The 12,568-nt window shown below is 61.8% G+C and carries 10 protein-coding genes; 3 read left to right on the top strand and 7 right to left on the bottom strand.

Going from position 1 to position 12,568, the window contains the following annotated elements; genetic code table 11:
* The first annotated feature begins 34 nt into the window (after positions 1–34).
* The 3 genes from VE26_RS13285 to VE26_RS13295 are packed head-to-tail and all read left to right on the top strand — an operon-like array spanning position 35 to position 2,406.
* On the top strand, positions 35–1,162 hold the full coding sequence (locus VE26_RS13285) for a divergent polysaccharide deacetylase family protein (protein WP_046105683.1): 1,128 nt from the start codon (positions 35–37) through the stop codon (positions 1,160–1,162).
* Positions 1,163–1,175: 13 nt separating this feature from the next.
* Positions 1,176–1,712: an RNA pyrophosphohydrolase gene (locus VE26_RS13290; RefSeq protein WP_046105684.1), complete on the top strand. Its 537-nt coding sequence runs from the start codon at positions 1,176–1,178 to the stop codon at positions 1,710–1,712.
* Entirely contained in the window at positions 1,705–2,406 is a 702-nt protein-coding gene (locus VE26_RS13295; RefSeq protein WP_280136892.1) for an aspartate/glutamate racemase family protein, read from the top strand. The genes VE26_RS13290 and VE26_RS13295 overlap by 8 nt, the downstream gene beginning before the upstream one ends.
* Here the strand turns inward: VE26_RS13295 and VE26_RS17225 are convergent.
* The 7 genes from VE26_RS17225 to VE26_RS13330 form a co-directional block, all read right to left on the bottom strand.
* Positions 2,403–4,562 (bottom strand): methyl-accepting chemotaxis protein, encoded by a 2,160-nt coding sequence (locus tag VE26_RS17225; protein ID WP_052715915.1) that lies wholly within the window; start codon positions 4,560–4,562, stop codon positions 2,403–2,405. The two genes, VE26_RS13295 and VE26_RS17225, sit on opposite strands and share 4 nt — an antisense overlap.
* A gap of 207 nt (positions 4,563–4,769) precedes the next feature.
* On the bottom strand, positions 4,770–5,195 hold the full coding sequence (locus tag VE26_RS13305) for a F0F1 ATP synthase subunit epsilon (RefSeq protein WP_046105685.1): 426 nt from the start codon (positions 5,193–5,195) through the stop codon (positions 4,770–4,772).
* 143 nt (positions 5,196–5,338) lie between these two features.
* Positions 5,339–6,778: a F0F1 ATP synthase subunit beta gene (gene atpD / locus VE26_RS13310; RefSeq protein WP_046105686.1), complete on the bottom strand. Its 1,440-nt coding sequence runs from the start codon at positions 6,776–6,778 to the stop codon at positions 5,339–5,341.
* A gap of 21 nt (positions 6,779–6,799) precedes the next feature.
* Positions 6,800–7,690 carry a F0F1 ATP synthase subunit gamma gene (locus VE26_RS13315; protein WP_046105687.1) on the bottom strand — a complete coding sequence of 297 codons (891 nt, stop codon included), beginning with the start codon at positions 7,688–7,690 and terminating at the stop codon, positions 6,800–6,802.
* Positions 7,691–7,712: 22 nt separating this feature from the next.
* Positions 7,713–9,248, bottom strand: coding sequence for a F0F1 ATP synthase subunit alpha (gene atpA / locus VE26_RS13320; RefSeq protein ID WP_046105688.1), 1,536 nt, complete (start codon positions 9,246–9,248; stop codon positions 7,713–7,715).
* Positions 9,249–9,809, bottom strand: coding sequence for a F0F1 ATP synthase subunit delta (locus VE26_RS13325; protein WP_046105689.1), 561 nt, complete (start codon positions 9,807–9,809; stop codon positions 9,249–9,251).
* A gap of 561 nt (positions 9,810–10,370) precedes the next feature.
* Entirely contained in the window at positions 10,371–12,539 is a 2,169-nt protein-coding gene (locus tag VE26_RS13330; RefSeq protein ID WP_152658849.1) for a primosomal protein N', read from the bottom strand.
* Positions 12,540–12,568 lie beyond the last annotated feature (29 nt).

Genomic DNA, 12,568 nt, shown 5'->3' on the forward strand with positions numbered 1-12,568 from the left:
CCACACAGGCCCCTGGGGCACGAGCGGAACTTTCATGGCCAATGACCTTTCCACCCCGCTGAACGGACGTCGACGCAAGGCGGGGGAGCGCAAGGGCCAGTTCCATTTTCCACTCGGTCGACTGCTGTTCCTTGTCATTGCCCTGATCGTTGGCGGGGTCGTCCTGCGCATCGTGCTCGTGGATGATCCCGAAGGTGGCAGGCCCGCCCTCGAAACCGCAATTTCGACCACCAGGGACAGCAATGCGGTGGCTCACGATGTTGCATCCGGCCCCGCCACCATCACCGCCGACCCCCATCAAAGCCCTGTAGATGGCGTTCATGCCGTGGACGCAGCGGCTTCATCAGACACGCCCGCCAGCGCCTCTCCATTGCGCGACGGCGTCCTTGCCGATCTCAGCGAAGAGACGGCCAACGGCACCATCCCACGCATGTCGAGCACGGGACTGACCCCGTTCGTCGCCTATCGCCGTCCAGCCTCGACAGTTTCGGAATCGACACCGCGCGTTGCCTTGGTCTTCACCGGCCTCGGCATCAACGAGCAGGGATCGCTCGACGCCATCGGCACGCTGCCCGACGACGTGACGCTGGCATTTGCCCCCTATGGTCGCTCCCTCGAGACCACCGTGGCCGCCGCCCGCTTGGCCGGCCACGAGGTTATGCTGGAATTGCCGATGGAGCCGTTTGACTATCCGCAGAACGATCCCGGCCCGCACACGATCCTCACCGGCGAATCCCCGCGTGCCAATCTCGACAAACTTTTCTGGCTGATGGCCCGTTTCGGCGGCTATTTCGGCGTGATCAACAATATGGGCGCCCGGTTCACCGCATCGGGCACGGACATGGCGCCTGTGATGGAAGAAATCGGTGCGCGCGGATTGGGCTATATGGACGACGGCGGGTCCAATCGATCCGTGGCCGCCCAGTTTGCCGGCACCAACAATGTCCCCTTCGCCCGGGCCAACCTGATGGTCGACGTCAATCCAGCGCGCGCATCCATTCTCGCAGCGCTTGCCAGCCTTGAAGCGCAGGCCATGGAATCGGGAAGTGCTATTGGTATTGTGAGTGCCTTGCCGATATCGGTTCAAACCGTGTCCGACTGGGCCCGCGAACTCGATGCCAAGGGAATAGCGTTGGTGCCCGCCAGCGCCCTGATGAAATAGAGATACCAGCCTGATGACCAGCCGGCCCGACCGTGAAGCCTTGCCCTATCGCGACTGCGTGGGGGTGGCCGTCTTTAATGCCGAAGGCAACGTCTTTCTGGGGCGTCGCAAGCAGGACGTGCAGTGGGAAAACGAAAGCGCGTTGCAGGCGCCTTGGCAGATGCCGCAAGGCGGCATCGACAAGGGAGAAGATCCGCTGCGTGCGGCTCTCCGGGAATTGCACGAGGAAACCAATATCAGCTCGGTGAGCTTGCTCGCAGAGGCACCCGAATGGATCCACTACGATCTCCCCGACGATGCTCTTGGGATCGCGCTCAAAGGCAAGTACCGCGGGCAGCGGCAGCGCTGGTTCGCCTTTGCGTTCACTGGCCGCGACAGCGAGATCAACGTGCTCTCCCCGGGCGGCGGAAAGTTTCCGCCCGAGTTCGACACCTGGCGCTGGGAGCGCCTGTCCCGTGCGCCATCCCTGATCGTGCCGTTCAAGCGCGAGGCCTATGAAAAGGTCGTAGCCGCCTTCGCCGACATTCCGAGGCGCTTTACTCATGTCTGAAACACGCCTGAGGACAATCGGCCTTCTGGGCGGCATGAGCTGGGAATCAACCGCGCATTATTACCGCGCCATCAATCAGGGCGTGGCAGCGCGCCTGGGTGGCCTGCATTCGGCCGAGCTCATCATTCACTCGGTGGATTTTGCGCCGATCGCCGAAATGCAGAAAGCGGGTCGGTGGGATGAGGCAGGCGCCCTTTTGGGGCAAGCGGCCAAGGGCCTCGAACAGGCTGGTGCGGACATATTGGGGTTGGCCACGAACACGATGCATATGGTCGCCGAACAGCTGACGGCCCAGATATCAATCCCGTTCATTCACATCGCCGATCCGACCGCCGCCGCCTTGTTGGGCGACGGCTACGAGTGTGTGGGCCTGCTGGGCACCAGTTTCACGATGGAAATGGGGTTCTACCGCGACCGTCTGGCCGCAAGCGGCCTCACCGTATTGGTTCCCGACGTCGACCGGACCAATCTGAACGGCATCATCTACGAGCAATTGTGCAAGGGGATCGTCTGTGACGATTCCCGCCGCATCTACATCGCCGCAATCGAGCGCCTGGCGGCGCGGGGTGCCCAGGCAGTCATCCTGGGTTGCACCGAGATCGGCATGCTGATCGACGACAGCGTCAGTCCCCTGCCCTGCTACGACACCACCGAATTACATTCATCCGCTCTTGTCGACGCAGCCCTGCGTTAGGCCGCCTCGCGTCGCCCTTGACCGTCCAGGCTTTTGCGCTCGACCTGAAAAATGTCGACCAGCCGATCGAGCGCCTGGGTCTGCCCTTCAGTCTGTTCTATGACCGCGTTGGTTTCTTCGACCAGCGATGCATTGTGCTGGGTCATCTGATCGAGCTGACGGACCGCCGCAGTGATTTCCTCGATGGAAGCGGCCTGTTCGCGGCTGGCCCGGGCGATAGTACGCACCAGCGCCGAGTTCTCGTCGACCTCGGCCTGCATGGCCCTGAGCTTTTCGCCTGCTGCCTCGACAAGCTGGGCGCCGTTATGAACTTCGAGACCACTGTCATGTACCAGGGCTTTGACATCGGCTGAAGCGCTGGCTGCGCTCTGAGCCAGCCGCCGCACCTCAACCGCCACAACGGCAAAACCCTTGCCCGCATCGCCAGCGCGCGCGGCCTCGACGGAAGCATTGAGTGCCAGGAGATTGGTCTGGAAGGCGATATCGTCAATGAGACCGATAATGTTGGAGATCTTGGCAGAAGACTGGGTAATGCGCTCCATGGCGCCCGTGGCTTGAACCATTACAGCGCTACTGTCCGCAGCGACCACCGAGACGCTTTCCGCCTTGCGTGCAGCCTGTTCGGCCATGCCGGCATTTCCCGACACCGTGCCCGCCAATTGATCCATGGCGGCCGAAGTTTCTTCGATCGTGGCTGCCTGGCGCGTCGTGCGGTCTGAAAGATCATTGGCGCCAGAAAGCAATTCACCGCTGGCGGTACGCAAGGAGCGTGTGGTCGAGCGCAATTGGCCCACGACATCGGCAAAGCGGTCTACGGTGCTGTTGAGGGCCAGACGAAGGTCCTCGAACTCGGGCGGAAAATTTTCGTCGATGCGCCCTGTCAGATCCCCAGCGGCCAATTGCTTGAGCCCGGCGCCGATAGCAGCGACCGATTGTTTGCGCGCGGTGACGTCCAAGGCGAACTGAACCACCTTATAGGGTGTACCCGAGGTATCGAATATGGGCGTGAACGTGCTCTGGATCCACACTTCCTGGCCATTTCGGGTGCGACGGCGATATTCCCCGCTCTTGAACGCTCCGGCCGCAAGATCCGTCCAGAACTGGCGATAGCTCTGGCTCCCGGGATCGGCGTCGAAGAGGAAGTCTGCGTTCGGCCGGCCCAGCACGTCTTCAAGACGATAGCCAAGCAGGCTGAGGAAGTTGTCATTGGCCGTGATCAGGGTACCATCGAGATGGAACTCGGCAACGATCTGCGCGCGGGAAATCGCCTGCAACTGGCCGGTATGGTCCGCAGCCTCCGCCATATGCTGGCGAGCCTGGACGTCGAGGGCAAGCTTTTCGGCGGAATTGGCCCGGAACACTTCAACAGCGCGGGCCATAGCGCCGATTTCATTGCGGCGACCAGTATAGGGCACGTCCAGATCGAGCGCTCCCGCAGCGATCTCGTCCATCGTCCGAGCCAAGCTGGGGATCGGGCGCGCAAGCAGGCGCGAGATCATCAGCGCAGCCAGCGCCATCAAAACCAGAACAAGCGCACTGACAGCGGCCAAGACCGCCATGGACTGATAAAGTACAGCCTCGATCGGCGCTCGGTCGACGGCGACCATCAGCGCGCCGATCACATTGCCATCGGCTGTGGCAATCGGCTGATAGCGCAACAGATAGCGCGTATCGGCAAAAGTGGCCTCACCGATATAGGGCTGATTGGCGACCAAGTGCTCGAACGCTGCATCACCGGAAACCAGAGGCTGGTCCATGAGACGCTCGTCGGAAATATTGATCAGGCTGGTACTGCCCACGGTGAAATCAGCGCTGGTTTCAGGGTCGTAGAGGTAGACGCTGACCTCAGTGCCCGAGACATTGGCGACCGTGTCGATGACATCGTGGTTGCGAAAGCGTGGCATGGAACGCGCCTGCAATGTTGCGACGCCGCCAGTATCGTCAAACCCGACTTCGAGACTGGGAAGGTTGACCTGCAGGATCTGCGCCGCAATGCGCGTACCACTCGTTATGGCCAGTTGGCTGTCTCGTTCGACGGAGCCGCTCAGGCTGACGAACAGCCCCACGAGAACCGCGACGATCGATATCGCGATGGCACCGATCGTTAGAGCCGAAATGGCAAATGTCAGGCGCAGATTGCCCAGAAATGCGGACATGTTGAAGCCCCCTGTTTCCGGTCGCCCCGACCGGATCACACCTCTTCCCCAGTCACAGACTGAACGCCAAGTCTTAATCAGACGTTGAGATAGAGCGAAAATCAAGCAATATCAATATCTTGCATAAAAGATGGGCTATTTGCCCGTTTTCCATGCAAAAAGGCCGCCCGATAGGGCGGCCTTGATATCTCGGGCGTGTGCAGATTTTTAATGGATATGCGTGCCGTTGAGCTGCTGTGCTTCGATGGCAAGGTTGAGCAGGCCGCTGACGAACTCCTGGGCATAGGACTTGTCTTCAGGGGTTTCGGCTCTACCCAGTTCGTCCTGGGCTGCCTTGATCTGCGTCTGCAGGTCGGCATGGTCGAATTCGGAGAAGGGCACGGACTGCTCGGCCAGAATGGTGAGCCCTTCCGGGGACACATCGGCGAAGCCACCCTTGACGAAATAGATATTGGCCGTGCCCGTGCTCGTGGTCACGGTAATGAAGCCGGAACGCAGCGTCGTCATGAACGGGGCATGATCAGCCATCACCGTGAAATAGCCTTCCGTGCCGGGCACGGTCACCGATTGCACCACTTCCGACAGCACCAGCCGCTCGGGTGACACGATCTCGATCTTGAGGCCTTCAGCCATTGTCTTGGTCCTCTAGAGCGTGGTCAGCCAAAGTGGTTTCACTTTCTTGGGTGACCGCGCGGCTTTTGTCGTCCAAAAAAGGGTCCGAACGCTCATCCGGACCCCGATCGCGAAGGACGGGCCGCTGTTGCGACCCGACCGGATTAGGCGGCCTGTGCAGCCAGCTTCTGCGCCTTGGCGACAGCGTCTTCGATCGTGCCGACCATGTAGAAGGCAGCTTCCGGCAGGTGGTCGTACTCGCCGGCGACGAGGCCCTTGAAGCCCTTGATGGTGTCGGCAAGCTGCACGAACACGCCCGGCGAGCCGGTGAAGACTTCGGCCACGTCGAAGGGCTGGCTCATGAAGCGCTCGACCTTGCGGGCGCGGGCCACGGTCAGCTTGTCCTCTTCGGAAAGCTCGTCCATGCCCAGGATGGCAATGATGTCCTGCAGGGCCTTGTACTTCTGCAGCACTTCCTGAACGCGACGGGCGACTTCGTAATGCTCCTGGCCAACGATGTTGGCGTCAAGAATGCGCGAGTTCGAAGCCAGCGGGTCAACGGCGGGGTAGATGCCCTTTTCCGAAATCGCGCGGTTGAGAACCGTCACGGCGTCGAAGTGGGCGAACGAGGTCGCTGGCGCCGGATCGGTCAAGTCGTCGGCCGGAACGTACACGGCCTGCACGGACGTGATCGAGCCCTTGTTGGTCGTGGTGATGCGTTCCTGCATCGCGCCCATGTCGGTAGCCAGCGTCGGCTGGTAACCCACGGCCGAGGGGATACGGCCCAAGAGAGCCGACATTTCGGCACCGGCCTGGGTGAAGCGGAAGATGTTGTCCACGAAGAACAGCACATCCTGTCCCTTGTCGCGGAAATCCTCGGCGATGGTCAGGCCGGTCAGCGCCACGCGGGCACGGGCACCGGGGGGCTCGTTCATCTGGCCGAACACCAGCGCACACTTGGAACCGGCAGCCGAGCCATTGTGCTCGACCGGGTTCTTGTTCACGCCCGATTCGATCATTTCGTAATAGAGGTCGTTGCCCTCGCGGGTGCGTTCACCCACGCCGGCAAACACCGAATAACCACCATGGGCCTTGGCGACGTTGTTGATCAGTTCCTGGATGAGAACGGTCTTGCCGACGCCGGCGCCGCCCATCAGGCCGATCTTGCCACCACGGGCATAGGGAGCGATCAGGTCGACAACCTTGATGCCGGTAACAAGAACCTGGGATTCGGGGTTCTGTTCGGCGAAGGCGGGAGCCTCCTGATGGATTTCGCGGATCGTCTCACCGACGATTGGGCCGGCATCGTCGATCGGCTCGCCGATGACGTTCATGATGCGGCCCAGGGTCGCTTCACCGACCGGAACCGAGATCGCGGCGCCCAGATCGATCACTTCCGCGCCGCGAACCAGACCTTCGGTCGTGTCCATGGCGATGGCGCGCACGGCGTTTTCACCCAGGTGCTGAGCAACTTCGAGCACCAGGCGCTGGCCGTTATTGGTGGTTTCAAGCGCGTTCAGGATGGCGGGCAGGTGATCGTCGAACACGACGTCAACGACGGCACCGATGACCTGCGATACGCGACCGGCCTTTTTGTCTGCCATTTGTTCGTCCTCGCTGTGCGGTTAGAGCGCTTCGGCGCCCGAGATGATTTCAATGAGTTCTTTGGTGATCTGGGCCTGGCGCTGGCGGTTATAGCTCAGCTGCAGCTTTCCGATCATTTCCCCGGCATTGCGGGTCGCATTGTCCATTGCGGACATCTGCGCACCGTAGAACGAGGCGGAGTTCTCGAGCATGGCGCGGAAAATCTGCACGCTCACATTGCGCGGCAAGAGGTCTTCCACGATCGCTTCTTCGTTTGGCTCATATTCGTAGATCACGGCCGAGTTGCTGACGACCGCGCCCTCGCCTTCGACCTTCTCGATCTTGGCGGGGATGATCTGCAGCGCCTGGGGCACCTGGCTGACGACCGAATTGAACTTGGCGAAAAACAGCGTTGCGACGTCGAATTCGCCCGCCGCAAACATGGCCTGCACCTTCTGGCTCACGTCGCTGGCCTGGGCAAAGCCGATATTCTTGACGTCGCGATAGCTGATCGTCTCGACGATCTTATCGGCGAACTGCCGCTTGAGAATATCGTGTCCCTTGCGGCCGACGGTCAGGAACTTGACCGTCTTGCCCTGCGCCAGAAGCTTGTTGGCATGATCGCGCGCCAGACGCGCGATCGAGGAATTGAAGCCGCCGGCCAGACCACGCTCGCCGGTCGCAACGACCAGCAGATGGACCTGGTCCTTGCCGTTACCGGCCAGGAGAACGGGCGCGTCGGTCTGACCGTCATAGACGGCGGCCAGGCTTGCCAGCACCTTGCCCATGCGCTCGGCATAGGGACGCGCAGCTTCGGCCGCATCCTGGGCACGACGGAGCTTGGCCGCCGCCACCATCTGCATGGCCTTGGTGATCTTCTGGGTCGATTTGACCGAGTCGATCCGGTTCTTAAGATCCTTTAGCGACGGCATGGCCTGTCGTCTCCTTCAGGCTTTAAGCCGCGTAGGTCTTCTTGATCTCGTCCAGAGCCGACTTCAGCTTGGCACGGGTGTCGTCGCTCAGAGCTTTCTCTTTTGCGATGGTCGACAGCAGATCGGCGTACTTGCCGCGCAGGTTCGAAAGCACGTGCTTTTCAAAGTCCTGCACCTTGTTCACAGCAACGCTGTCCAGATAGCCATTGGCGCCTGCGAAGATCACGGCGACCTGCTCTTCGGTCTTGAGCGGGCTGAACTGGGGCTGCTTGAGCAGCTCGGTCAGGCGCGCGCCACGATTGAGCAGGCGCTGTGTCGAGGCGTCGAGGTCGGAGCCGAACTGGGCGAAGGCCGCCATTTCGCGATACTGGGAAAGCTCACCCTTGAGCGAACCGGCAACTTGCTTCATCGCCTTGATCTGGGCCGACCCACCAACGCGGGAAACCGAAAGACCAACGTTCACGGCCGGGCGGATACCCTGGAAGAACAGGTTGGTTTCCAGGAAGATCTGGCCGTCGGTGATGGAGATCACGTTGGTCGGGATATAGGCCGACACGTCGTTCGCCTGGGTTTCGATAACCGGCAGCGCGGTCAGCGAGCCAAGACCATGGGCCTCGTTCATCTTCGCAGCGCGCTCGAGCAGACGGGAATGCAGGTAGAACACGTCGCCCGGATAGGCTTCGCGGCCCGGCGGGCGACGCAGCAGCAGCGACATCTGGCGATAGGCAACGGCCTGCTTGGTCAGATCGTCATAGGCGATCACGGCATGCTTGCCATTGTCGCGGAACCATTCGCCGATGGCGCAGCCGGTGAACGGCGCGATGTACTGGAGAGGAGCGGGATCGGAGGCAGTCGCAGCGATGACGATGGAATAGGGCAGCGCGCCCGATTCTTCGAGCTGCTTGACGAACTGCGCCACGGTCGAGCGCTTCTGACCCACGGCGACGTAGATGCAGAACAGCTTGTCGGTGTCGGACGCATTGGCGTCGTGTGCCGGCTTCTGGTTGAGGAAGGTGTCCAGGATGATGGCGGACTTGCCGGTCTGGCGATCACCGATGACCAGCTCGCGCTGGCCGCGGCCGATCGGGATCAGCGCGTCGATGGCCTTGAGGCCGGTGGACATCGGCTCGTGCACGGACTTGCGCGGCAGGATGCCGGGCGCCTTGACGTCGACGCGGCGACGCTCGGTGTGCTCGATGGGACCCTTGCCGTCGATCGGGTTGCCGAGGCCGTCGACAACGCGACCGAGCAGGCCGGGGCCGACCGGAGTATCCACGATGGCACCGGTACGCTTGACGACGTCGCCTTCCTTGATCGCACGGTCATTGCCGAAGATCACGACACCGACATTGTCGGCTTCGAGGTTCAGCGCCATGCCTTTGATGCCGCCGGGGAACTCGACGAGCTCGCCGGCCTGCACATTGTCGAGGCCGAAAACGCGGGCGATACCGTCACCGACGGACAGCACCTGACCCACTTCGGAAACCTGGGCTTCCTGGCCGAAATTCTTGATCTGGTCCTTGAGGATCGCAGAGATTTCCGCGGCTTTGATGTCCATTTATCCGACCTCTTTCATGGCGATTTTCATCGCGGCGAGTTTTGTCTTGAGAGAAGAATCGATCATCTGACTGCCGACCTTCACCTGAAGGCCACCGATCAGCGAGGGATCGACGAATTGGTTGAGCGTGACCGCCTTGCCGAGCTTGGCCTTGAGCGCCTCGGCCAGAGCCTGAGCCTGCTCACCGGTCAACGGTGCGGCCGATGTCACGTCGGCAGTGGTCTCACCGCGATCGGCTGCAGCCAGCTCGCGGAACACTACGATGATCTGGTCCAGCGCGAAAAGGCGCCCATTGCGGGCCACGATGCGCAGGAAATTGCCCACCAGCGGATTGACCTTTGCCTTGCCCAGCACGGCATCGAGGGCCGAGGCCTTGACGTCGCCTGGAATGACGGGCGAGCGGAGATACCGCGAGAAGTCCTCGCTCTCACCGATCAGCCGCGAAATGTCGGAAAGCCCGGTTTCCACCTGAGCCAGCTGGTTCTCGCTCCTGGCGAGATCGAACAGCGCCGACGCATATGGCCGCGCGATTTGGGTAAGCACTGAATTCTGCGCTGCCAATGCCGCTTCACCCTCTATTTATCCGTCCCTCTCTTGGCTCCGTTACCGGAACCCGGGCGGGTTTTACATGCTTGGACGTGCTCGGAAACGGGGCTCGAGCCGGACCCCTCAAAGTTGGGGGTGCTCTAACACATGAAAACTCAGCCATGCAAGGCTTGGCGACGCGATTCAAATGCGGCGAATTTGTCGCACTCCCCGCCGCCCCTTCGGGGCAAATCATGCCGGTGGCATGATTTGAGGCGGGGAGGCCATGAGAGCTGAGCTCGAATGGCGGTGCACAGCAGCATATGCGCCAACGTTTTTGCCCCCACGCCCCCGCGAACATACAGACGCGCCAAACCAGCCCGCGTCGTTACGAAGGCTTAAGGTGTGTGTTCACATTATTGCGGGTGATCTTTCTGATCGCGACCGGTCTTCTGACCGTTTGGGGCGCAGCGGGCGGCTGGGATGGCTGGTAAGCACACCGCCCGCCGCTAACCTCGGTCATCACTCCGTGGCTGACCCCAAACTGGTTATCAAAGGTAAAGGATGTCTTGCACGCAGCGCGAGACCTCGCAGCTTTCACATGAAACTGACCGGATCGATGTCGATCTGCACCTTGAGATCACCTCGGGGCTTTTCGGCGCTCGATAGCCAGAACCGGACATAACCCGACAGATCGAAATCCTTGCCCGATTGCGCCAGCAGCCGCACCCGGTGACGGCCGCGGATCATCGCCACCGGCGCATCAGCCGGGCCGTAAAGTCGAACGCCGTCGGCCATCGGCGCCGCGGCGAGCAGTTTGCGGGCAAAGCCCATGGCGTCTTGCTGCGCATTGGCCGAGACGATCAGCGCTGCCAACCGCCCGAAAGGCGGCATGCCACCGGCCTCGCGCGCCAGCAATTCCTGCGCATAGAATGCCTCCCTGTCTCCTCCCACCATCGCCTTCATCACTGGATGGTCGGGATGATAGGTCTGGAGGAACGCCTTGCCATGTCGCGAGGCCCGACCCGCCCGCCCGGCAACCTGCGTCAGGATCTGGAAGGTCTTTTCGGCGGCCCTGGGGTCTCCATGAGCCAGCCCCAGATCGGCATCGAGCACGCCGACCACCGAGAGCTTTTCGAAGTGGTGCCCCTTGGACACCAATTGCGTGCCGATGATGAGATCGTATTCGCCGCGCTCCACCTCGGCAAAACGGTCTCGTAACTGGCTGTGGCTGCCCATGTCGGTGGAAAGAAGGACCCGCCGCGCATCGGGAAAGCGGGCAGCGGCCTCCTCGGCCACCCGTTCGATTCCCGGACCGACCGCTACCAGCGCATCGGCCTCGCCGCATTCGCCGCAGACCTTGGGGGTGCGCACTTCATGGCCGCAATGATGACACATGAGCACGCCGCGAAACCGGTGCTCGACCATCCAGGCCGAGCAATCGGGGCACTGATATTGGTGCCCGCAAGATCGGCACAGCGTCAGCGGCGCATAGCCACGACGATTGAGGAACAGCAGAGCCTGCTCGCCCCGGTCAAGCGCTGCAAAGACTTCACGCGCCAGGACGGGCGCGATCCATTCGCCTTTTTCCGGCCCATCTGTCCGCATGTCGATAGCGGAGATGTCGGGCATTGCTGCCTCGGCAAATCGGCTTTCGAGCCGAACATGGACATAGCGCCCGACATTCGCATTGTTGCGCGATTCGACCGAGGGCGTGGCCGAGGAGAGCACCACCCGCGCCGTGCTGAGATGCGCCCGCACGATAGCCATGTCGCGAGCATGATAGGTAAAACCCTCGGATTGCTTATAGGCACCGTCATGCTCTTCATCGAGCACCAGCAGGCCCAGTTCGCGGAAGGGCAGGAACAGTGCCGAGCGCGCACCGACGACAGCCCGCACCGTGCCGTCCAGCACGCCACGCCAGACCTTGGCGCGCTGCACCGGGGTCATGTCCGAGTGCCATTCCGCCGGCCGGCCTCCAAATCGTTTGGTGAAGCGGTCGATGAACGTACTGGTGAGAGCAATTTCGGGCAGAAGCACCAGAGCCTGCCGACCGGCACGCAGGGTGTCGGCTACGGCCTCGAAGAACACTTCGGTCTTGCCGCCTCCGGTGACCCCGTCCAGGAGGGCCACCCCGAAATCATGGGCGCTCAATGCCAGGATCTGGTCGAGCGCAGTTTGCTGCTCGGGATTAAGACTGGACGGATTAGCATCGGGGTCGGGCGGCAGCACGACTGGCGGCGCCGGCATCTCGACTTTTTCCACGGCCCCGGTTTTCTCCAGCCCATCCAGAACCGAGCTCGACACTCCCGAGGCGCCCAGCAAGGCAGGCTTTGGCCAGGCCATGTCGTCCATCAGGCAATCGAGCACGCGCAGGCGGGCGGGCGTGAGCTTTTCGGGCTCATGGCGGGTGCGCCGATAGGCAATCACCGGTTTGGGCGGCTCCAGCGCCTCGGGCGAACGCAACACGCCGCGCAAAACTTGTCCTGGCGCGGCGAGCGTATAGCGCCCAACCCAATCCACGAGTCGGAGCAATTCTTCAGAAAGTGGTGGCACGTCATAGGCATGAGCCACATCACGCAGCCTATTGTGGGCCACATTGTCCCGAGGCTCCCCCCAGACCACGCCAAGGACAAGGCGCGGCCCCAGGGGCACTGCGACGATCGAGCCGCGTGCCAGGGCCATGCCCTCGGGCACACGATAGGAATAGGGGCCCTCGACGGCTACCCCGACCATCACTGCAACGATGTCGCCGGATTCGAACATTTGTGCTTGTTCTGTTCGCATCGGATGCG

It is taken from the genome of Devosia chinhatensis, assembly GCF_000969445.1.
GTDB classification, from domain to species: domain Bacteria; phylum Pseudomonadota; class Alphaproteobacteria; order Rhizobiales; family Devosiaceae; genus Devosia; species Devosia chinhatensis.